The following is a 22,310-nucleotide window of genomic DNA, read 5'->3' as shown; positions in this document are numbered from 1 at the left end:
TGGCCCTTTCAGTTGGAATCGCTCGGCAGCACCTGCCAGCTGCGCCGGCCGCTGACCGTGCCGGTGCTGGTGGCCACGCCGTCGAGGGTGTTGGCGGCCTCGGAGTTGCCCCAGGTGTAGCCACCGGACAGGGTGATGTCGCCGCCACCGGTGACGAAGCCGGCCACCGACTCGTAGGTGCCGTCGTTGTCCAGGTCGAAGACGTTGTAGTCGGTCTGCCCGCCGTTCTCCGGGTCCACCGCGTAGACGGTGCCGGACAGCCCCGCGGCGCAGGTGCCGGTCTGCGGCGTGACGCTGCTGAAGATCAGGCTGGAGCCGTAGAGCGTCATGTCGTAGATCAGCCGCTCGCCGCTCTGGGTGAAGTCGAAGTACCAGCCCCACTTGGCCACGTTGGCGTCGGCGGTGTCGCCGCTGCTGTCGTACCAGTCGACGTCGCTGTCGCTCAGGCTGTAGGTGGTGACGCCGTCGGTGGTGCCGGCGGTCAGCGTCTGCTGCTGCAGGTCGCTGCGCGTCCTGGCCGCGGTCAGCGAGGCGCTGGTGGCCTCGCCGGCGGTCTTGCGGTCCCAGATGCCGTAGACGCTCTGGGTGGCGGTGGAGGTCTTGTCCGAGGTGGTCAGGTAGCGGCCGCTGCCGAAGGCGACGATGTAGCCGGTGCCCGTGGGGTGCTCGACCAGGCTCGGCGCCGCGGTGATCGGCTGACGCGTGCCGCTGGCATTGCGCGCCACGTACAGCGGGTTGCCGCCGAAGGCCACGGCGAACCTGGCGTCGGCGGCGCTGGCGGTGAGCGGGCTGCTGGCGCTGGTGTCGATCAGGTCGAAGCGCCAGAGGTCGCCCAGCAGGTCGCCGGCGTAGGCGTAGTCGGCGATGCCGTCGCTGTTCACGTCGGCCACGTAGAGCCGCGACAGGCCGTTGGCCAGGCTGTCGAGCGCGCTGGTCTCGGCGCTGGTCAGGCTGGGCGTGGCGGTGAGCTTCCTCAGCAGGGTACCGGTCTGGATGTCGATGATCAGCAGCGAGGCGCTGTTGCTGCCGCTCTCGTAGCCGTTGGGCACCAGGGCCACCCACTTGCCGTCGTGCAGGCGGGCGATGCTGGGCCTGGCGGCGGTGTAGCCGAGGCTCGAGTCGTTGTCGCTGGTGAACTCCCAGAGCAGGCTCGGCGAGGCCGGGTCGGTCACGTCCAGGGCGAAGACCTCGCGGCCGCCGGCGCCCAGGCTGCCGACCAGCACCTTGTGCCAGGCCGAGCCGTAGTAGACGTCGGCCACCACCGGGGTGCCGTCGACGAAGTACTGGTGCTCGGTGCCCTGCTCCTTGCCGTAGTCGCTGGCGGTGAGGATGTTCAGGTTGGCGATCACCGCGCTGGGGATGAAGGCGAACAGCTCGGCCCCGGTGCTGGCGTTGAAGGCATGCAGCATGCCGTCGTTGGCGCCTACATAGACCGCCGACGGCTTGGAGGCCTGGCCGCTGGCGTAGGTGGCGTAGCTGGTGCTGCCCTCCAGGGCGTCGGCCCGCGCGGTGATGTAGTCGGCGCCGCTGACCAGCACCGGCGAGGAGTTGACGATGTCGCCGAGCAGCGTGGAGCGGCTGCGGAAGCTGGTGTTGCTGCCGCGCAGGAAGTCCACGCGGGTGGTGCCCTTGCTGTCGACCACGCCGGCGGCGGTGCGGTTGAGCGCGGTCTGCTGGGCGCTGCTGAGGTTGGCCCAGGTGAACGCGGTCAGGCTGCCGTTCCTGGCGAAGTAGATGTTGCGGCTGCTGGGCAGTTGCGCCGAGGCCTTCCACAGGGTGGTGGTGGTCGTGCTGGTGCTGCCGCTGCTGGAGGTGGTCTTGACCTTCTGCTTCTTGATCAGGTCGCCGGTCCAGTCGCTGGAGCTGAAGTTGGTGCTGTAGACGTAGTCGCCGTCGTCCAGCGACTGCGAGTCCACCGCCACCGCGGTGACCGAGGTGTTGAGCTGGAGGATGTCGTCGAAGGCCGACTTCAGCTGGCTGGCCAGCTTGCTCGGGTTGCTCACCAGGAAGTAGTTGTCCGGCGTGCCGTCGCCGTCGGAGTCCCAGGTGCTGAGGTCGCTCTTGCCGTACTTGGCGGCGTACCACAGGGGGTCCTGCAGGGTGGTCACCGCGGTCGAGGCGGATGGGGTGAAGGTGCGGGTGTGGTAGGTGGCACGGGTGGTGGAAGTCTGGTTGCGGCCCGAGCCGGACGTGTCGGTGATGGTCGCGCTGTTGTTCGCCAGGCCCGGCAGGTAGGCGCAGCTCGCCCCGCTCGCCGAGCAGTCGCCCGGGTACTTGCCGTCCGGGGTGTCGAGCTTGTACTGCACGTTGCCGCTGCCGCCGCCGGTCACCTCCAGGTAGACGCCGTCCTTGGTGGTGCCGGACATGGTGTAGCCCATGTGCGACTCGTAGGACGCCACCGAATACTCGGTCTTGGCGGTGACCGACACGGTGCCGTCGCTGTTGGCCGTCACCGTGTAGAGCACGATGGCGTCCATGTCGTAGTCGCTGCCCTGGGCCGAGTCGTCGTAGACCACGCGGAAGGTGATGGTGCTGATGTTGCCGCTGCTGTCCCTGGTCAGGGTGTCGATGTAGAAGCCGGTGATCTGGCTGACCACGCCCTGGGTCACGTCCATGCTGAAGGGCACCAGCTTGAGGGTGCCCTTGCTGGTGGTGATCCTGATGTTGGGCAAGGTCGAGGACAGCGCGATGGAGAAGCTCTGCACCTTGTTCGAGCCGGCGCTGGTCAGCGCCGTCTGGCTGCCGAAGTAGCTCACCGCGGCGGTGCTGTAGCTGCCCTGGCGCGTGGGCTCCTCGGCCAGGCCGCGGATGCTGGCGAAGCTGCTGGCGGACTTGGCGGTGGGCGCCGAGTCGTTGGTGGTGCCGGAGGATTCGCCGATGTTGACCTTGGCGCTGGCGCCCACCTCCTTGCTCCACAGGGTGGCGCCGATGCTGGCGAAGTCGAAGCCGATGTCGTCGGTGGGCTTGACGTCGCTGCCCAGGGTGCTGCCGGGCACGTCCGAGTCGTAGCTGGGGTTGATGTCGCTCATCAGCGTCATGAACGGCCGGGTGCACGACGGGTAGGTCGAGTAGGGGTTGCTCCAGGTGGTGACGCTGGACAACCCGAGCCCCGTGTCGATGCTGCCCGCCGCATAGTTGCCGTTGAGCGCCTTGCCGGCGTAGTAGCGCAGCGCCTCGTAGGCCATCTCGCCCAGCGGGTTGCCCCAGTCCGGGCAGTTGCCGTTGGTCAGCGGGTTGAGCAGGGTGCCGCTGCTGCAGCGCTGGTAGTACACCAGGCGGTCGAGGTTGGCGACGATGCCGCTGTTGTTCACGTAGCAGCGCGAGTTCAGGCAGCCGGTGCCGCTGGTGGCGTCGGTGAGGAAGCGCCCGGTGCTGGCGGTGTATTCGTCGCTGAAGCTGGCCGGCGCCTTGCGCAGCACGCCACCGCGCAGGTTGTTGGAATAGGTGCCGGTGACCAGGCCGAAGTACATCTTGTTCGAAGCGCCGTAGTCATGGAGTACGCCGGTGGGCTTGTAGACGCTGCCGTACTGGGTGCAGTTGCTCTCCAGCAGGCCGCTGACGCAGGCCTGCACGCGCACCGTCATGTCCGGGCTGGGGGTGACGCTGGTGCTGGAGGAAATGGTGTTGGTGGCCTGCGGGTCCTCCCGCGAGACCCAGTTCCAGATGCGGTAGCTGGTGTTGCTGATCACCCGCAGCCTGGGCACGGCGCTGCTGCTGTAGCCGGTGAGCGTGGACGTGCCGCTGGCCGGCCGCGAGGTGTTGGCGAAGAGGATGTACTTGCCGCTGTCCGGGACGCTCAGCGGCGCGTAGTCGGCGATGTTGTAGCCGTCGCGGGCGACGCTCTTGTATTCCTTGCCCCAGCTGTGGGCGTCGTTGGGGATGAAGGCGCGCTCCAGCACCGTGGCGGTGGCGCTGTCGGTGGAGCGGTAGCCGCCGTAGAGCACCTTGCGCAGCACGTCCAGGCGCGACATGGTCAGGTAGTTGAGGAAGTCGCCGCTCCACTGGCTGCTGCACTTCTTGGTGCTGGTGACGCTCTTCGGGACGAAGACGTTGTTGCTGCTGTCGTAGCTGTAGCACTTGTACGAGTCGAAGTAACCGGTGTAGTCGATGCTCGGCTTGTAGTAGATGTCCAGCTGGCCGTCGCCGTCGATGTCCGAGGCGTCGTTGTAGGCCGGGAAGTAGAGCTTCTGGTCGCGGCCGACCACCAGCATGTTCATCGGCGGGGCGATGTTGCTGACGAACAGCGGCGTCTGCGCCAGCACCGAGGCCCGGGCGCCGGCGCACAGCAGGCAGGACAGCAGGAGCAGCGCCAGCGCGCGCAGCGGTTTCATGGTAGGGAGCCTCCTCGCGGGCCTCATGGGATCACCAGCGCGGTGCTGGAGCGCAGGCACAGGGTGTTGGCGGCGCAGCCGGCGCTGGCGCGGTCCTTGTAGGCCTGGGCGTTGACTTCGTAGTAGTAGGTGCAGCCGGCCTGGCCCTTGGACAGGTAGGCGTTGGCGCTGCCGCCGGAGCCGCCCTTGCAGCTGTTGCCGATGTAGCGCAGGTACCAGCGCGCGTTGCGCGGCAGGCTGGTGGCGCCGTCCAGCCCGGTGTAGGCCGTGGTACTGGAGAAGTCCGCGGCGTAGCTGCTGGCCAGGCCGGTGTAGCAGGGGCTGGCGGACGACGAGCAGGCCTCCAGCGCGCGGCTGCTCTCGCTCACCCTGCCCTCGCCTTCGCGCAGGGCCGATTCGGCCGCGCTGGTCAGCCGCTGCAGCTCCAGGCGGTTGCCGGTCATCCGCCCTTCCAGCTGCATCTCGCGCATGCCGCCGACCGCCAGCAGGGTCAGCACCAGCAGCATCACCAGGGCGACGAATAGCACGGCGCCGCGCTGGCGCCCGTGCATCGGGGTACTCCTCATGGCATCAGGTTCCTCAACATGCTGCTGCCGCTGACGATGCGCCGCAGGGTACCGTCGCCGTCGGTGCAGGCGCTGCCGCCGCTGAGGGTCGCCCAGTCGGCGCAGCTGGTGGTGCTCATGCCGCCGGTCAGGTTGCTGCCGCTGCTGGCCAGCAGCAGCGTGTAGCGCAGGCTGCGCACGGTCTGGGCGCTGGTCGGGCTGGCGACGTACTTGGCGACCTGGCGGGCGTTCTCGTCGCTGCCGGTGTCCACGCCGTAGTCGAAGTGCACCGCCGCCACGTTGTCGGCCAGCACGCTGCCGTTGCAACTGAGCTGGCCGTTGGCGAGGCCGATCTTCTCCACCACGTCGTTGCTCGGGCTGAAGGTCGCGTAGGGCGTGGTCAACCCCGGCAGGCTGCCCAGGGAAGCGCCGGTACAGTCGATGTCGTCGGCGTCGCGCGGCTGGTAGCGCAGGCACAGGGTGTTGGCATCCACCCGCACCAGCGCCTGGCCGGCGGCGAAGCTGCAGCCGTTCTTGCTCTGCGCCGGGAAGGCGGTGCTCATGCGTGTCGATGGCTGGCGCCGGTAGCCGGCCCGGGACAGCCGCGCGTCCAGCACTCGCTGCAGGTAGCGGGCGTTGTCGAGGTTCTCGGACTGGCCGGTGAAGTAGCGGGTGCGGGTGCTGCCGTCGAGGTACATCTGGGTGACACCCAGCACCAGGAACAGGCCGAGGGTCATGGCCACCATCAGCTCGACCAGCGAGAGGCCGGCCTGGCGGCGGGAGTGGGCGGGCATTCAGGGCTCCTCGCGCAGCACGTAGTGGCAGATGGTCGGGTCGCTGCCGGCATTCGCGTCCAGGCACTCGCCGGACTTCACCCGCCAGGCCAGCTGGATCTCGATGGCCGAGCCGCTGCCGCTGCAGGTGCTGGCGCCATTGCTGCGGCAGACGTGGAAATCGCTGCTCATCAGGCTGGCGGCGTCGGGCAGCGCCTGGCGCACCCGCTGCGCCCAGCAGCCCAGGCGTTGCGAGGCGCTCAGCGCGGCCAGCGAGGCGCAGCTGTCCGGCGCCGCGGGGAAGGCGCTGCCGCTGGCCTTGTAGTAGTCGGAGCTGGCCGGCGGCGTCAGCGGCGTGCCGCCGTCCTGGGCGGAATAGAGGTCGGTGCGGATGGTTTCCATCAGCTCGTCGGCCAGCGCCGCCGCCGTGCCGCGCACCGCCATGTCCTGGGAATAGGCGATCGCCCTGCCCTGCATGGCGAGCATGCCCAGCACGCCGACGCAGATCACCAGCAATGCCACCAGCACTTCGATCAGGCTGAAGCCGGCCAGGTTGCGTTTCATTGGCTGCTCCCCGAGCCCAGGCTCATGTAGCCGGAAGCGGCGACCTTGATGCTGTAGCTGCTGCCGCTCCTGCTGCCGCTGAGGCTCAGGCTGGCCACCGCGGCGCTGCCGTCGGCACGGAAGGTCAGGCCGCTGACGCTGCTGGCCACGCCGATGCTGCTGGGCAGGCTCAGGCGCTGCGCCACCAGGCTGGCGTCGAGCGAGGCGCAGCTGCCGGCACGCACCAGCAGCCACTCGTAGGCGCTGCCGTTCTGGCACAGGCTCATGGCGGTGCGCGTGCTCACGGCGTCGGCGCGGGCGCCCTGGAGCAGGCGGTAGAGCGCCGAGGCGGAAGACTTCACCCGGCTGGACTCGATCAGCGAGCCGAAGGCCGGCACGGCGATGCTGGCGAAGATCGCCACCAGGGCGACCACCACCATCAGCTCGATCAGGGTAAAAGCGCGCTGACCCTCGGCCCCCTCCATGGGCACCGGCCTGCGCGGGTGGACAGAAACACTCATGGCCCGAACCGCTCGAACGACAGTTGCGTGAAACCCCGGCCAGGGCCGGGATGCGATGGGCCTATTGTGGGGCCGGCGTTAGCGGCGGCATGTGTCCTTGATTTTTCATGGCCGATACATTCGCTACCGCTCGCAGGCGGTGGGCGACCGCTGGTCCGTTGTCATTGCGGGGGGGAGATATAGAGGGCCGGTTCTTCGGAGCGGATCCTATCCGCGAATCGCGCCGGAACGGCCGGTAATCGCGGACGGAGTCCTACCCCGCCACCGCTGTCCCACCTGTAGGAGCGCGCCCTGCGCGCGATTCGCGGGCAGGGCCCGCTCCTACGAGGGCGTGCCTCCTGGCAACCCGTAGGGACTCCGTCCGCGATTTCGCGCGCAGGGCGCGCGCCTGCATCGGCGCGCCATGGTTCCCGGGCGCCGGTGTTCCGCCCTAGGGCTCAGGTAGCGTCCGCGTGGCTGACCAGGCCCTTGATCACCACCGCGGTGCCAGCGATGGCCGCCGGCACCACCAACGCAGTGAGCACCTGTTCGAAGTTCCAGCCCAGGCCCAGCAGGGTGGCGCCGATCCAGGCGCCGAGGATGGCGCCGAAGCGGCCGATGCCGAGCATCCAGGACACCCCGGTGGCGCGCCCCTGGGTCGGGTAGAAGCGCGCCGCCAGCGAGGGCATGGCCGACTGCGCGCCGTTCACGCACATGCCCGCGGCCAGCACCAGACCCGCCAGCAGGCCGAGGGTGCCCAGGCTCTGGCCCACGCAGTAGGCGAAGACGCCGGCCAGGCAGTAGAAGAGGCCGATCACCTTGTGCGGGTTGAAACGGTCCATGGCCCAGCCCACCGCCACCGAGCTGAGCACCCCGCCCAGCTGGAACAGCGCGCCGATGAAGGCAGCCTGCTCCAGGCTGGCGCCGCTGTCGCGCATCAGGGTGGGCAGCCAGCTGGTGAGCAGGTAGACGATCACCAGGCCCATGAAGTAGGTCAGCCACAGCAGCAGGGTGCCGGCGCTGTAGCGGCCGGCGAACACCACCTTGAGCACGTTGCCGCTGGGCGCGCTGCCCTGCTCCGGCACGCTGAAGCCGCCGGCCATGGCCACCTCCGCCGGGGCTATCGGCGCCAGCGCCTTGCGCACGCGCTCGTCGCCGCGGCTGCGCACCACCAGGAAGCGCGCCGATTCCGGCAGCCACAGCAGCAGCACCAGGGCCAGCACCAGCGGCAGCACGCCGCCGAGCAGCAGCAGGCTGTGCCAGCCGAAGGCCGGGATCAGCTTGGCGGAAATGAAGCCGCCGCCGGCCATGCCCAGGTTGAAGCCGCAGAACATGCTGGTGACCAGCAGCGACTTGAGGCGTTCGGGGGTGTACTCGGCGAGCAGCGTGGTGGCGTTGGGCATGGCAGCACCCAGGCCGACGCCGGTGAGCAGGCGCAGCACCAGCAACTGGTCGAGGTTGGCGCTGAAGGCGCAGAGCACGCTGAACAGGCCGAACAGGAACACCGCCGCCACCAGCACCACCTTGCGCCCGAAGCGGTCGGCCAGCGGGCCGGAGCCGAGGGCGCCGAAGACCATGCCGATCAGCGCGGCGCTCATCACCGGGCCGAGGCTGGCGCGGTCGATGCCCCAGTCCTGGGTCAGCGCCGGGGCGATGAAGCCCATGGCCGCAGTGTCGAGGCCATCGAGGAAGACGATGAGGAAGCACAGCAGCACGATGCGGTACTGGTACGCCGACAGCGGCTGGGCATTGATGAAGGATTGGACGTCCAGGGTGCCGGTGGACGGCAGGGTGGCGGAACGGGTCATGCGGCGATTCCTGCAGGCGGACAGGAATGAGGCCGCCACCGGGGCGTGGACCGGTGGCTGTCACTCATTGTTGTTATTCGGCGCCCTTGCGGGCGGACGGCCCACAGTACGAATAGTCTGACAGCCCTTCAATTCGATAATCGCCAAGCCGGGCGATTACCGAACAAAACCAACCCTCAGTGGAACAGCCGCGTGCTCAGCTCCCGGCTGGCCTCCAGCAGCACCGGCAGGAAGCGCGTCTCCAGTTCCTGGCGCGACACCCGGCCGACGTGGGTGCCGACGTTCAGCGCCGCCAGCACCTGGCCGGCGGAGTCCTTCAGCGGCACCGCCACCGAACGCAGGCCCATCTCCAGCTCCTGGTCGATGATCACCCAGCCCTGCCGGCGGATCTCGGCGATGCTCGCGCGCAGGCCCTCGGGGGTGCACACGGTGCGGCTGGTCTTCACCTGCAGGTCGGCGTGGGCCAGGTAGTCCTCCAGGGCCTGGTCGTCGAGCCCGGCCAGGAGGATGCGGCCCATGGAGGTGCAGTAGGCCGGCAGCCGGCTGCCCACGCTGAGGTCCACCGAGATCAGCCGCTGCGGCGTGGCCGAGCGGGCGATGTAGAGGATCTCGTCGCCTTCCAGGGTGGCCATGGAACAGGCCTCGCGCAGCTGCTCGCTGACGCGGTCGAGGATCGGCTGCGCGGTGACCGCCAGCGGCGTCGAGGACAGGTAGGCGTGGCCCAGGGTCAGCACCTTGGGCAGCAGCGAATAGGTGCGCCCGTCGGTGGTCACGTAGCCCAGCTTCATCAGCGTGTGCAGGCAGCGGCGCACGGCGGCGCGGGGAATCTCGGTGCGGTGGCTGACCTGGGCGATGGTCAGGTGGCGCTTGCGTTCCTGGAACGCATGGATCACCGCCAGGCCGCGGGCCAGCGAGGTCATGAAGTTGGGGTCGCCGGTGAAGGCCTCGATGCGCTTGGCCGGCGAAGCGACGATGGGCGGGGCCAGGGTGCCCGAGCTGGCGGAATTTTCGTCGGTCATGGCGCTGTCCTGCTGGCGGAGGGTTTGGCCGATTATCGAAGCGTCGGGCGATAATCGCAAATGGAGTTGGGCGATAATCGCCCAAACCTGTATCAACGGATAACCCGCCATTCGCCCCACGCCATGACCGACCTTGGCGTAGGGCGTACAACCGTTCGCGGTTGTACGCCGATACACCACCCACACCCGCCCCTCCGGAGCTGGGCCCGGCTCCCCTACAACGGCTCCAGCTTCAACTGCCGCAACCGACTCAGGGTCCGCGCGAAATCCACCGCCGCGCCGCCCTCGGCCAGGCGGTCCAGCGACACGCTGGCGAACAGCTGCAGGCGCAACTGGCGGTCGTAGGCGATGTCGATGAAGTTGAGGAAGCGCATGCTCACGTCCGGCGGGTAGTCGCCCAGCGGGCCCAGGCCGCTGACCGCCATGCGCGGGAAATGCTCGATCAGCCACAGGTAGTCGGCCGCCGAGCGCGGGCGTTCGAACAGCTCGCTGAAGTCGAGCCAGGCGCGGCCTTCCTCCAGGGCATGGATGCGCAGCGGGTGGTGGTTGACGTCCAGCACCTGGTCGAACCGCGCCGCGTCGTCCAGGCCCAGGCGCGCGCCGATCAGCGCCAGGTCGTCGGCGCGCGCCGGCCACAGGTAGCTGCCCCAGTTCTCCAGGGGCGTGGCGCGCAGGCGGTAGTCCTCGCCGCCGTCCAGCGGCACCACGTCGAAACGTTTCTCGATCAGCTCGATGGCCGGGCGGAAGCGCTCGCGGTACAGCGGGTTGGGGCACAGGCCCTCGGGCTGGTAGTTGGAGGTGCAGACCATGCCCACGCCCTCCTCCACCAGCACCTTGAGCATGCGCCCGAGCAGCATGGCGTCGCCGATGTCGTGCACGTGGAACTCATCGAAGCACAGCAGCCGCGTCTGCGCGGCGATCTCCCGGGCCGCCCGGGCCAGCGGGTCGGCCTGGCCGGTGAAGGCCATCATGCGTTTCTGCAGCTCCTGCAGGAAGGCGTGGAAATGCACGCGGCGCTTGGCCTGCAAGGGTGCCGCGGCATAGAAGCAGTCCATCACGAAGCTCTTGCCGCGGCCCACGCTGCCCCACAGGTAGACGCCCGCGGGCGGCTTGCGCAGCCAGGAGCGGCGGCCGCCGAGGAAGCCGTCCAGCCAGTCGGCCAGGTGGTCGATGGCGGCCTGCTGCGAGGCGTCGGGGCTGTAGCCGCGCTCGTCCAGGGCCACGCGAAAATGCCGCGACACCCGTGCGGCCACTGATTCGTCGTCGAGGGAATGATCGGAACTCAAGACACACCTTTTCGACATCACCGGCGGTGATGTCCCTTTCAAAACGGCGGGCGAACCGCACATGGGCCGCGCCTGCGATCACCACGGCGCAAGCGGCCGGGTGGACAAAAACCCTGTTCATCGTACGCCATCACCTTGCCAAGCGGCGCCGGTATTGGCATAACGATGGCCCCGGGCCCCCAGAACAAGGAAGTTGCGATGCGCATCATCGGACGGATCATACTCGCTGTCGTCCTGCTGCTCCTGCTCGTGGGTGGCGTGCTGCTCTGGTACGTCGCCCACCCCAACGTGCCGCAGTACACCCCGCCGGACAAGCTCAACCTGCTGCCGCAATGGGACCAGCAGGCCCGCGAGCACTACTACTACACGCCCCAGGGCACCCAGGTGAAGGGCCTGCTCTACGACTGGTTCGTCCAGCTGCGCCAGCCCTTCTCCGACGAGAAGTTCGCCGCCCCGGCCAACCTCGCCCGCTACGGCTTCCTGATCGCCCCCGAGCAGCTCAAGCCGGCCAAGGAGCGCAAGCTCGACCCGAACAACCCCGGCAACCTGCCGGTGGGCTTCGCCCGCCACCGCAACGGCGACAACGGCCCGGAGTACCTCGACATCACCTGCTCCGCCTGCCACACCGGCGAGCTGCGCTACAACGGCCAGGCCGTGCGCATCGACGGCGGCGCGGCCATGCACTCCATCGCCTCCACCGTCCCTACCGTGCGCGGCGGCGCCTTCGGCCAGGCGCTGGGCATGAGCATGCTGTTCACCTACATCAACCCCTGGAAGTTCGACCGCTTCGCCGAGGACGTGCTGGGCCAGAACCCCGACAAACAGGCCAGGGCCGAACTGCGCGCGGGCTTCAAGGACGTGCTCGGCACCCTGCTGGGCACCGCCTGGAACGACACCCGCCGGCGCCTCTACCCCACCGAGGAAGGCCCCGGCCGCGCCGACGCCTTCGGGCGCATCGCCAACGGCGTGTTCGGCGACCACATCAGCGTCGACAACTACCGCGTGGCCAACGCCCCGGTGAACTACCCGCAGCTGTGGGACATCTGGAAATTCGACTGGGTGCAGTGGAACGGCTCGGCCATGCAGCCCATGGCCCGCAACATCGGCGAGGCCCTGGGGGTGGGCGCCACCCTCGGCCTGCTCGACGCCAACGGCCAGCCGGTGCTGGGCGACGCGCGCTACGCCTCCAGCGTGCGGGTGAAGGACCTCCACGACCTGGAAGAAGGCCTCAAGACCCTCAAGCCGCCGGCCTGGCCGGAAGAGGTGTTCGGCACCATCGACCTCAAGCGCGCCTCCCAGGGCCGCGCGCTGTTCCGCGAGAACTGCCAGCGCTGCCACGGCCCCCACGTGGTGGAGCCGGACCAGCGCCTGGCCCCCGCGCGCGATCCGGAATGGGAGATGACCATGATCCCCACCCCGGTGATCGGCACCGACCCGACCACCGCGGACAACATCGCCAACCACACCTACGACCTGACGCCGCTGAAATGGCAGCTCGACGAGCTGGACAAGCTCAACGTGGTGCTGATGCCGCCGCCCAGCCAGCCGCTGGACCTGTCCAAACTGTCCGCCGCCAAGGGCCTGGCCTACATCACCGCCTACGTCGAGCAGCGCGCCTACAAGGACGCCGGCATCGGCCCCGACGAGCAGAAGCGCATGAACGGCTACGGCCTGGAGATCGGCGTGCGCGAGCTGGCCGCCTACAAGGCCCGCCCGCTGGACGGCGTGTGGGCCACCCCGCCGTTCCTGCACAACGGCTCGGTGCCCAACCTGTTCCAGCTGCTCTCGCCGGTGGCCGAGCGGGACCCCCAGTTCTACGTCGGCACCTTCGACTTCGACCCGAAGTTCGTCGGCTACCGCACCGAACGCTTCCCCGGCGGCTTCCTGTACAAGACCAGCGTCACCGGCAACAGCAACCGCGGCCACGAATTCCGCGACGGCTGCCGCAAGGACGGCGCCATCGGCCGCGCCCTGAGCCCGGACGAACGCTGGGCGCTGGTGGAATACCTGAAGGTACTGGGCAACCCGGCCTACGAAAGCCGCCTGACCGACGAGCCCACCCAACCCTGGACCCCAGGCCCGAAATGCGAGTGATGCCAGGACGGGGCTGACCGGCTGACTGCATAGCCCCGCCCCACTCCGAACAGTCCCCTCTCCCTTCAGGGAGAGGGTTAGGGAGAGGGCAAAACCCTCCCCCGAACACCCAACCCAACAGAAGAAAACCAAGAAAGCCCTCCGCAAAGGACCGCCCCCATGCGCGCACTGCTCACCCGGATCTGGAACCTCCTCGGCAAATGGGTGGCGCTGCCCATCCTCTGCCTGGCCCTGCTAGGCCTGGTCGGCCTGGGCATCGGCTGGGTGTACTACAGCATCAAGTTCAGCGGCCCGGTCTCGACCCAGGAACAGGTCCCCGCGAACGAGGCCCAGCAGACCCAGGCCATCATCGAAGACGCCATCCGCATCGTCGAACAGCACCGCGACAACACCCGCGTGCTGCGCGACGCCCACGCCAAGGCCCACGGCTGCGTGAAGGCCGAAGTCACCGTCAACCCCAACCTGCCCGCCGACCTGCGCCAGGGCGTGTTCGCCCAGCCGGGCAAGGTGTGGAACGCCTGGGTGCGCTTCTCCAACGGCAACGCCTACCCGCAGCAGGACAGCGCCAACGACGCCCGCGGCATGGCCATCAAGCTGCTCGAGGTGCCCGGCGCCAAGCTGATGCCCGGCAAGAGCCACGATGGCGAACAGGACTTCGTCATGTTCAACCACCCGGTATTCTTCGTCCGCGACGTGGCCGAATACCGGCAGAACTTCAACGCCCAGGCCAACGGCCAGAAGGTCCTGGCCTTCTTCCCCAGCTGGAAGCCCAGCACCTGGGAAATCCGCCACCTGCTGATCGCCCTGCAAACCCTCGCCCCCGCCCCGGCCAGCCCGCTGCAGGCCAGCTACTTCGGCATAGCCCCGTACAAGCTCGGCGAGCAGAACAACATCAAGTTCCGCACCGTCCCCGCCCCGGGCGCCTGCCCCAGCTACCAGTTGCCCAAGCTCAACGAAAAACTGCCGAACTTCCTGCGCACCGCGCTCTACCAGCAGCTCTCGATAGACCGCGTCCCCGCCTGCTTCGCGCTGCAGGTGCAAAAACAGGACGCCAGCAAATACATGCCCATCGAAGACACCAGCGTGGAATGGAAGGAAAAGGACTCCCCCTTCCAGACCGTCGCCCTGGTCAGCATCCCCCCGCAGGACTTCGACAGCCGCGAACAGAACCTGATGTGCGACAACCTCTCCTTCAACCCCTGGCACGCCCTGCCGGAGCACCGGCCGATCGGCGGGATCAACCGGTTGCGGAAGGCGGTTTACGAGGCGGTGAGCGTTTATCGGCATGAGAGGAATGGGGTGGGTGGGGGAACATGAAAAAGCCTAGAAACCATTAACAAATCAGAGCGCAACTTAAAATCAAGAGAGAAACGATGGATATAATCGAGTGGTTCCCTGAGTTCAAGGTTTCGGCCGAAAGCGATAGCGATCTAATGAGATACTTCGTCAAGACACCACTTCTTGATCGAATATTAAAACAGGGAAAGTGGATGGTAATAGGGCGGAAGGGAACGGGAAAAACTGCCGTATACGAGTATTTACGCCAGGCATCTCAGAGCGACCTTGGCGGAATTCAATCTATAGCTTTAAGCTTCAAAGACTATCCTTGGCCTATTCAAAGACTCTATCGTGAATCAATGGAGTCTGAAATTTCCTCATATCAGCGCAGCTGGAAATACATAATAATAACCAAAAGCCTTGCCGCACTAATCGAGACACTTGAAAAAACCGGGAAATTACCTAACGATCTAGCTGATGCAAAAAAATTACTTAAAAAGATATTCGGAAACCCCAATCCGGACTTACTAGAAATCGTTAAGTCAAAAATATTTCGAATAAAGTCTCTTTCCTTGCCTAGTGCAGAATTCGATGAAGCATCTCTGTCGCTAGGCGGTTTTGAATTCGACGACGTAGCAGAGCATGAAGAATTACAGAGAAAACTGCGAGCCAACGCATTCCAACTACTAAATTATTTTGACAATATTTACAAAAAACACTCCACAACAACAAGACAATTAATAATTATCGATCAACTCGACGAAAACTGGCTACATGGTGAGATAGAGGAATATTCAAAAATACTAGTAAACCTCATCCTCTGCGCACAAAATATAAACAACTCTCACGAGTATCGCGACCATCTGAAAGTAGTTGTATTTCTCCGCTCAGACATATATGACACATTACGATTTAATGATAAAAATAAGGTTTATCAAGACGGTGCAGTGGAGATAAAGTGGGCAGCAGAATCTTTGGATGCAATGGTAACTGAAAGAATTCAGAAATATGCCCCATCCACACTAAACCTAAGCTTAGCCACGGAGCACTCAGCTTCAATATTCGAGAAGAAGACAGTTCGCCACGGCGCCACGCCACTGAAACACATGCTGCGCCGTTCATTCTATCGCCCTCGAGATCTAATTGTTTATCTAAACAAACTCAGAGAGGCTCACAAACCCGCGACAAGTGGGCTCTATACCTCCAAAGACTTATACGCTGCTGAGAGAAACGTTTCATCCAGCATGTATGATGAGTTAATTGACGAATGGGCAGCGCAAAATCCAGACTTTGAATCGTACCTCCTAACTCTTCAAAATATCGGTTACGAAATATTTACAACAGAGCAATACGTAGAAAAATATCAATCAGCAAAGCCATCAGCAACCCTAGCCGAGATATATGAAATCCTTCGCTTCCTCTTCACCAACTCAATTATAGGACAGAAAATCAGTGTAAACTGGGAGTATGTCTGTACGAACCCCCATATGCAAATTGACTTTAAAAATCCATTCCATGTAAACAACGGATTAAAATACAGGCTTGTTCTTACTGAGAATCGAGAAAAGAGGAAAAAGAAAAGCGGCTCAAAATAAAAAATCCAAGCACATGCCCGCTCAGCACGGAGCGGGCCAACCCTGACACTCATCATAAAACCTTATATTAAATCTTCATTTCAAAAATTTATATCCAACCCCACTCCGTGACAGCGGATTTTTAATTCCTCATCATTATTCACCCCCAAGAACTCATCACTCCATGATCATGTCACCGCGCCCTCTTGACCATCCCCTACATTGTCCCTACCCTCCACTCGCCCCGTGAAAACGACGGGGCCGGGTTTAGCAGCCTGATTCAGAGCATCGGTAACGCCATAGCGATTCCCGGCGGTTTCGTTCGCCCCGAATTTGCCGCTATGACGGGCCGTGTAGGGAGACCTTCGGGTCTGCCGGTGCTCTGCCGGTCTGCTAACCCTGCACGGTTCCGTCACCACCGATTAGCAGCGGCAGTGACGGTCTTTGACTTTCAGAGCAAGGACCATTCCCATGGACGAATCCACCCTCCCCACCCCGCTCTACTTCTTCCACAAGCACCGCACCCTCCGCGCCCTGTTGCTCGACGACCAGGTCTGGTTCGTGCTGGACGATCTGCGCCGGTTGATCGGGCATCCCAGCAATGAACGGCTGGCCAAGCGCCTGGAGGATGACCAGTTGTGTACGCAATGGCTGCGCCTGGACGATGGCGGCAGCCTGGAGCGGGTGCTGGTCAGTGAGTCCGGGGCCTATGCGCTGGTGTTCCATTTTGCCCATGCCGACCTGGGTGGGTTGCGTCGTTGGATCAGTACGCGGGTGGTGCCGGAGGTGCGGGGCCAGGGCGGTGGCGATGGGCCGCGGCAGTTGTGTTTGAGCTGGGGGCGGTGCGGTGTTCGGGTGCTGGATTGGCAGGGGCAGTTGTGGGTGGATATGGCGGAACTGCCGCGGTTGGTGCGGGGGTCTGCCGAGGCGCGGGTGGGTTGGCGGGAGTGGGCTCGGCGGTTGAGGTAGGTTTTTCGTAGGAGCGAGCTTGCTCGCGAATGGTGTTTTCCGGTGGCGGCGGTGTTTGGGGGTGATGCTGTTCCCTCTCCCCGGCCCTCTCCCGCAAGCGGGAGAGGGGTTGTTCGGCGCGAGGGGGCGTGCTGAGTCGTCCTGATGCCTTGTCGTTCTTGCGCTTTCGGCTTGGCGCGGTGTCAGTCAGGTTCGCGAGCAAGCTCGCTCCTACGAAGAGCGTGAAGGGCGCGTGGGGTGGCTCATATTTTCGTATGAGGGGGGTGTGGCGGATTGCGTGGATTGCACGATTGTCCGTCCTCCTTGCCGGGGCGACAGTGGGGTATCGACAGTTCACCCACGGACAACGCCCCCATGAAACGTTCCCTCTGGCTTCAGGAAATCGCCGACGAACTTGCGCCCACCGCGCCGCTGCGGGAAGACATCACGGTGGACGTGGCCATCGTCGGCGGGGGCTTCGTCGGGCTGTGGACGGCGTTGCGCCTGCTGGAGCTGGAGCCGCGGTGCCGCATCGCCATTCTCGAGCGGGATATCTGCGGCGGCGGGGCTTCGGGGCGCAATGGCGGGTTCGTGATGTCCTGGTGGCCGAAGATCAGTTCCCTGGCCGCGCAGTGCGGCAGGGAGGAAGCGCTGCGCCTGGCGCGGGCTTCGGCGGCGGCCATTGGCGAGATCGGCGAGTTCTGCGAGGCCCATGGCATCGATGCGCATTTCCGCCGTGGCGGCTGGCTGTGGACCGCCACCAGCAATGCCCAGCGCGGTGCCTGGAAGGATGTGCAGCGCACCTGCGAGCGCCTGGGCGAGGCGGTGTTCGAGCCGCTGGCCGACGCCGAGGTGGCGCGCCGTGCCGGTTCGCCGCGGCACCTGGAGGGGGTGCTGGAGGCCAGCAACGCCACCGTGCAGCCGGCGCGACTGGCCCGTGGGCTGCGCCGGGTGGCCCTGGAGAAGGGTGTGCGGATTTTCGAGAACACCCAGGTGGAGGACTTCCAGCGCAGCGCCCCTGCCCTGCTGCGCACGCCGGGCGGCACCGTGACCGCGGGCCGCGTGGTGCTGGCCACCAATGCCTGGGCCTCGCAGATTCCCGAGCTGCGCCGGACCATCCTGCCGGTGACCAGCACCGTTGTCGCCACCGCGCCCATTCCCGACCGCCTGAAGTGGATCGGCTGGACCGGCGGCGAAGCCGTCACCGACTCGCAGTTGATGGTGGACTACTACCGCACCACCCGCGACGGGCGCATCGCCTTCGGCAAGGGCACCGGGATGATCAGTTTCGCCAGCCGCATCGACGAGGGTTTCGACGACGATGCGCAGCTCAGCCGCGATACCGAGGCGGACTTCCGCCGCACCTACCCGCAGTTGCACGACGTGCCCATCACCCACAGCTGGTGCGGGCCCATCGACCGCACCTACGACAGCCTGCCGGTGTTCGGCCACCTGCAGGACGCGCCGCACATCTTCTATGGCATCGGCTGGAGCGGCAACGGCGTGGGCCCCAGCCGCCTCGGCGGGCGCATCCTCGCCAGCCTGGCGCTGGGCCGCGACGACGAGTGGAGCCGCTGCGGCCTGGTGGGGCGCCAGCCCAGGCGCTTCCCGCCCGAACCGCTGCGCTACCTGGGCGGGCTGCTGGTGCGCGGCGCGGTGCAGCGCAAGGAGGCCCGCGAGGCCGACGACGAACAACCGGGCTGGCTGGACCGTGCGCTGAGCACCCTGGCCCCGGCCGGCCTGGAAGACAAGAGCCTCTGACCGCAGGAGTACGCCATGAACCCACCCATCCGCCTGGCCGCCACCGCCAGCCTCGCCCTGCCCGCCGCCGTGCCGGCCAAGGCGCCCGTCGGCACGCCGCTGGCCGAGGCCGCCACCCACGCCGTAGAGGGCCCCGGCGGGCTGCTCGCCGGCGTCTGGGAATGCACGCCGGGGCGCTTCCGCCGCCAGGTGCTGGAGCGCGAATTCAGCCATTTCATCAGCGGGCACTGCTTCTTCGAGCCCGACGGCGGCGAGCCGATCGAGCTGCGCCCGGGCGATGCGGTGCTGTTCCCGGCGAACTGCCAGGGCACCTGGGACGTGCGCGAGACGGTGCGCAAGAGCTTCCTGATCATTCCCTGAAGCCGGCGATCTGCGCCGCGCGCAGGGCGATCCAGAGCACCGCGACGTCTTCGGTGGAATCCAGCGAGCGGCCGGTGATCTCTTCGATGCGGCGGATGCGGTAGACCAGCGTCTGCTTGTGCACGTTGAGGCGCTGGGCGGCCTTCTGCCAGGAGCGGTTCTGCTCCAGGAACACCAGCAGGGTGTGCTCCAGCTGCGCGCCCTGCTGCTGGTCGTAGTCGGCCAGCGCGCCGAGCACGCGGCGGTGCACCCGCGCCGCTTCCTCCAGGCTGGCGGGCAGCCAGGATTGTTCGCTCTGCGCCTCGGCGTAGCGCGCCAGCGGCCGCTGCGCGGAGGCGTGGGCCAGCGCCAGGCGGGCCTCGCGCAATGCCTCCGGGGCGCGGCCGGCGTGGCCCAGCGGGTTGCCCAGGCCGAGCGGGCAGCCCAGCGCCTGTTGCAGCGCCTCGGCGGATTCGCCGCGGGCCAGCAACAGGATGAGTTCCTCGCCCTGGTTGCGCAGCAGCAGGCTCACCCCGTGCCGGCGCAGGCGTTGCGCCCAGCGTTCGGGCAGCGGCCCGGCGGGCCGCGCCACGGCCAGGGTGGCCTGTTCCACCGGGCAGTCGAGGGCGGCCAGGCGTTCCTGCGCCGGGCGTTCGCTCAGGCGTTGCTGCAATAGATCGTCGAGCAGTTCCGAACCCTGCCGCAGCAGGCGCTCGTGTTCCACCTGCAGGCGCTCCAGCTCGATGCCCAGCACCGCCGTCACGTGGTGCAGCAGGCCGTAGTCGAGCAGTTCGCCGCCGCTGGCCAGCAGTTCGCAGGCGGCCAGGGACGGCAGCGCCATCACCAATGCCTCTTCCTCGCCGGCCAGGTAGCGGTTCACCGAGGCGCCGCCGCCGCGCCGCTCGCCCAGGGCCTGGCGCCAAGCTTCGGGCAGCGGCTCCAGGCCTTCCTGCCAGGGCTCCAGGCTGGCCGCGTCGAACAGGTACAGGCGCGCCCGCACGTCCGCCGCCAGGCGCTTGAGCAGGGCGTCCGGGCCCAGGCCGCGCAGGCCCATGCGTGCGCTTTCGTAGATGCGCGTGACGGCGCTGCGGCGTTCGTATTCCTCCTGCTTGCCGGCGTCGAGGATGGCCCGGGTGACCGCCGAGAACGGCACCGAGTAGTGCGTCATCAGCAGGGGGAAGCCCAGGCGCTGGGCGGCCTCCTGCAGGGCGCCGAGGTCGGCCGGGGCCTGCATGTTCTCGCCGATCATCAGCCCGGCCAGGCGCGCCGCCGCCAGCCGCTCCAGGTAGGCGCGCTGGGCCTCGGGCTGGGCCGGGATGCCGATGCCGGTGGTCATCAGCAGGTCGCCCTCGCCCAGCCATTCGGTGGGGTCGGCCAGCTCGCACACGTGGGCCCAGCGCAGGCGCCGCGCGGTGTTTTCCGCGCCGGCCAGCAGGCGGGTGCGCAGGGCGCTGTCGTCGAGGATGTCTTGGATGCAGAACGGCATGGGGCGGCTTCCGGCGGCAGGTGGAGGTGGCGCGCGGGCAAGGATGACACCAATGCCGCCCGCCTGTCGCGCCGGGGCGCGGCGCCCCGTACGGAGGTACGAGCGGCCCCGGCCGAATCGTTGTTCCGTCTGATTGTCCGGCGCCGCGCGGCGCGCCGAGACTAATCGCCAATCGCCAGCCCTCACCGACTCGACGGAGAACAACAATGCACAAGTCCCTGAGCAGCGCCATCACCCTCGCCCTCGCCTGCCTCGCCGGCCAGGCCCATGCCGACATCACCGTGGTGTCCCACGGCGGCGCCAACAAGGCCGCCCAGGTCAAGGCCTTCTACGAGCCCTATGCGGCCCAGGCCGGCAGCCGGGTGATCGCCGACGAGTTCAACGGCGAGATGGCCAAGGTGAAGGTGCAGGTGGATACCGGCAGCGTGTCCTGGGACGTGGTGGAGATGGAGATGCCGGAGCTGGCCCGCGCCTGCGACGAGGGCCTGCTGGAGGAGATCGGCGAGGACCCGGCCATCGCCAGGCTCGCCCCGCAACTGCTCGAAGGCGCGGTGCAGCCGTGCGGCGTGGGCTTCTTCGTGTGGTCCACGGTGCTGGCCTACAACGCCGACAAGCTGAAGACCGCGCCCACCAGCTGGGCCGACTTCTGGGACCTGCAGAAGTACCCGGGCAAGCGCGGCCTGCGCAAGGGCGCCATGTACACCCTGGAGTTCGCGCTGATGGCCGATGGCGTGGCGCCCAAGGAGGTCTATGCCGTGCTGGCCACCAAGGAAGGCCAGGACCGCGCCTTCCGCAAGCTCGACCAGATCAAGCCGAGCATCCAGTGGTGGGAGGCCGGCGCCCAGCCGCCGCAGTACCTGGTCTCGGGCGACGTGGTGATGAGCTCGGTGTACAACGGCCGGATCGCCGCCGTGCAGAACGAGAGCAACCTGCGCATCGTCTGGAACGGCGGCATCTACGACATGGACGCCTTCACCATTCCCAAGGGCGCCAGGCGCGCCGAGGAAGGCCGCCGGTTCATCGAGTTCGTGCTGCAGACCGAGCAGCAGAAGGCCTACGCCCAGCAGATCGCCTACGGCCCGGTGAACACCGCCGCGGTCGGCCAGGTGGATGAGGCCCGGCGCCGCGACATGCCCACCGACGCGGCCAACCTGGCCAACCAGGTGCAGATGAACGCCGCCTTCTGGGCCGACCACGGCGAACAGCTGGAGCAGCGCTTCAACGCCTGGGCGGCGCGCTGATCGCCGAAACCCCGTTCCCACAGTGTGGCGTGCCCGCGCCCACTTTCCGAGCCGCCTGCGGGCGGCTTCTTTTTGCCCGGCGGGCGCGTCAGCGCCAGTCGAGGATCGGCCAGCCGAAGGCTTCGGCGTGGCTGCGCAGGGCCGGATCGGGGTTGACCGCGCGGGGGTTCTCCACCAGGGAGAGCAGCGGCAGGTCGTTGCGCGAATCGGAGTAGAAGTGGGCGCCGGCCAGGCTTTCGCCCTGCGCCTGCAGCCAGGTCCGCAGGCGGGCGATCTTGCCCGCGCGGTAGGTCAGGGTGCCCTGGGTGCGGCCGCTGTAGGTGCCCTGGTGCTGTTCCAGGTCGATGGCCAGGACTTCGCTGACGCCCAGCCGGGCGGCGATGCTGGCGACCAGGAAGTGCGCCGAGGCGGAGATGACCAGCAGGCGGTCGCCGGCCTGGCGGTGGTGGTTCAGGCAGCCCAGGGCGTCGAAGCGGATGCGCGGGCCTATGACGTCGGTGACGAAGGGCTCCACCGCCGCGGCGACGGCTTCGGGCGTGCGCCCCGCCAGCGGTGCCAGGGTGAAGGCCATGTAGTCCTCCATCGCCAGTTCGCCCCGGGCGTAGAGGGCCATGAGCGCCTGGTCGTGGTGGACGAAGGCGTCGCCGTCCACCCAGCCCAGGTCGGCCATGTGCCGGCTCCACAGGCTGGCGCAGTCGCCGTCGATGAGGGTGTCGTCCAGGTCGAAGAGTGCGAGGGCCATGGGCCTGCTCCTTGTGTGCTCGGGAATGCTGGCCGGGCCGCC

The 22,310-nt window shown here is 66.9% G+C and carries 17 protein-coding genes; 7 read left to right on the top strand and 10 right to left on the bottom strand.

Going from position 1 to position 22,310, the window contains the following annotated elements; all coding sequences use genetic code 11:
* Nucleotides 1-8: 8 nt before the first annotated feature.
* The 8 genes from CHC02_RS04735 to zapE form a co-directional block, all read right to left on the bottom strand.
* A complete protein-coding gene (locus tag CHC02_RS04735) occupies nt 9-4,331 on the bottom strand; it encodes a pilus assembly protein (protein WP_089390355.1) in 4,323 nt (1,440 codons plus the stop codon).
* A gap of 23 nt (nt 4,332-4,354) precedes the next feature.
* The gene (locus tag CHC02_RS04730) at nt 4,355-4,897 is read right to left on the bottom strand and encodes a pilus assembly PilX family protein (RefSeq protein WP_089390354.1); all 543 of its coding nucleotides are present in this window, start codon (nt 4,895-4,897) and stop codon (nt 4,355-4,357) included.
* On the bottom strand, nt 4,894-5,670 hold the full coding sequence (locus CHC02_RS04725; RefSeq protein ID WP_089390353.1) for a PilW family protein: 777 nt from the start codon (nt 5,668-5,670) through the stop codon (nt 4,894-4,896). The genes CHC02_RS04730 and CHC02_RS04725 overlap by 4 nt, the downstream gene beginning before the upstream one ends.
* Entirely contained in the window at nt 5,671-6,213 is a 543-nt protein-coding gene (gene pilV, locus CHC02_RS04720; protein ID WP_089390352.1) for a type IV pilus modification protein PilV, read from the bottom strand.
* Nucleotides 6,210-6,713: a pilus assembly FimT family protein gene (locus CHC02_RS04715; protein WP_089390351.1), complete on the bottom strand. Its 504-nt coding sequence runs from the start codon at nt 6,711-6,713 to the stop codon at nt 6,210-6,212. The genes pilV and CHC02_RS04715 overlap by 4 nt, the downstream gene beginning before the upstream one ends.
* Nucleotides 6,714-7,150: 437 nt before the next feature.
* On the bottom strand, nt 7,151-8,500 hold the full coding sequence (gene pcaK / locus CHC02_RS04710) for a 4-hydroxybenzoate transporter PcaK (RefSeq protein WP_089390350.1): 1,350 nt from the start codon (nt 8,498-8,500) through the stop codon (nt 7,151-7,153).
* A 176-nt stretch (nt 8,501-8,676) separates the two neighbouring features.
* On the bottom strand, nt 8,677-9,519 hold the full coding sequence (locus CHC02_RS04705) for an IclR family transcriptional regulator (protein WP_089390349.1): 843 nt from the start codon (nt 9,517-9,519) through the stop codon (nt 8,677-8,679).
* 215 nt (nt 9,520-9,734) lie between these two features.
* Nucleotides 9,735-10,823 (bottom strand): cell division protein ZapE, encoded by a 1,089-nt coding sequence (zapE, locus tag CHC02_RS04700; RefSeq protein ID WP_425262383.1) that lies wholly within the window; start codon nt 10,821-10,823, stop codon nt 9,735-9,737.
* 180 nt (nt 10,824-11,003) lie between these two features.
* On the opposite strand from zapE, the gene CHC02_RS04695 reads away from it, so the two are divergent.
* The 6 genes from CHC02_RS04695 (at nt 11,004) to CHC02_RS04675 (ending at nt 18,820) form a co-directional block, all read left to right on the top strand.
* Nucleotides 11,004-12,899: a c-type cytochrome gene (locus tag CHC02_RS04695; protein WP_089390347.1), complete on the top strand. Its 1,896-nt coding sequence runs from the start codon at nt 11,004-11,006 to the stop codon at nt 12,897-12,899.
* A 159-nt stretch (nt 12,900-13,058) separates the two neighbouring features.
* Nucleotides 13,059-14,216 carry a catalase family protein gene (locus CHC02_RS04690; protein ID WP_089390346.1) on the top strand — a complete coding sequence of 386 codons (1,158 nt, stop codon included), beginning with the start codon at nt 13,059-13,061 and terminating at the stop codon, nt 14,214-14,216.
* 56 nt (nt 14,217-14,272) lie between these two features.
* On the top strand, nt 14,273-15,772 hold the full coding sequence (locus CHC02_RS29850; protein WP_139210183.1) for a P-loop ATPase, Sll1717 family: 1,500 nt from the start codon (nt 14,273-14,275) through the stop codon (nt 15,770-15,772).
* A gap of 450 nt (nt 15,773-16,222) precedes the next feature.
* Entirely contained in the window at nt 16,223-16,720 is a 498-nt protein-coding gene (locus CHC02_RS04685) for a BRO-N domain-containing protein (RefSeq protein WP_089390345.1), read from the top strand.
* A gap of 354 nt (nt 16,721-17,074) precedes the next feature.
* Nucleotides 17,075-18,460 carry an NAD(P)/FAD-dependent oxidoreductase gene (locus tag CHC02_RS04680; protein WP_089390344.1) on the top strand — a complete coding sequence of 462 codons (1,386 nt, stop codon included), beginning with the start codon at nt 17,075-17,077 and terminating at the stop codon, nt 18,458-18,460.
* A 15-nt stretch (nt 18,461-18,475) separates the two neighbouring features.
* Nucleotides 18,476-18,820: a cupin domain-containing protein gene (locus tag CHC02_RS04675; RefSeq protein WP_089390343.1), complete on the top strand. Its 345-nt coding sequence runs from the start codon at nt 18,476-18,478 to the stop codon at nt 18,818-18,820.
* Here the strand turns inward: CHC02_RS04675 and CHC02_RS04670 are convergent.
* Nucleotides 18,810-20,285 (bottom strand): PucR family transcriptional regulator, encoded by a 1,476-nt coding sequence (locus CHC02_RS04670; RefSeq protein WP_089390342.1) that lies wholly within the window; start codon nt 20,283-20,285, stop codon nt 18,810-18,812. The two genes, CHC02_RS04675 and CHC02_RS04670, sit on opposite strands and share 11 nt — an antisense overlap.
* Before the next feature lie 206 nt (nt 20,286-20,491).
* Here CHC02_RS04670 and CHC02_RS04665 point away from each other — a divergent pair, with 206 nt between their 5' ends.
* Nucleotides 20,492-21,526 (top strand): ABC transporter substrate-binding protein, encoded by a 1,035-nt coding sequence (locus CHC02_RS04665; protein ID WP_089390341.1) that lies wholly within the window; start codon nt 20,492-20,494, stop codon nt 21,524-21,526.
* A gap of 88 nt (nt 21,527-21,614) precedes the next feature.
* Here the strand turns inward: CHC02_RS04665 and CHC02_RS04660 are convergent, their stop codons facing one another.
* Nucleotides 21,615-22,268 carry an HAD family hydrolase gene (locus tag CHC02_RS04660; protein ID WP_089390340.1) on the bottom strand — a complete coding sequence of 218 codons (654 nt, stop codon included), beginning with the start codon at nt 22,266-22,268 and terminating at the stop codon, nt 21,615-21,617.
* Nucleotides 22,269-22,310 lie beyond the last annotated feature (42 nt).

Origin of the sequence: Pseudomonas delhiensis, assembly GCF_900187975.1 — a bacterium.
GTDB classification, from domain to species: domain Bacteria; phylum Pseudomonadota; class Gammaproteobacteria; order Pseudomonadales; family Pseudomonadaceae; genus Pseudomonas; species Pseudomonas delhiensis.
The sequence above is the reverse complement of the archived record's forward strand: the minus strand, read 5'-3'. Positions and strand labels throughout refer to the sequence as shown.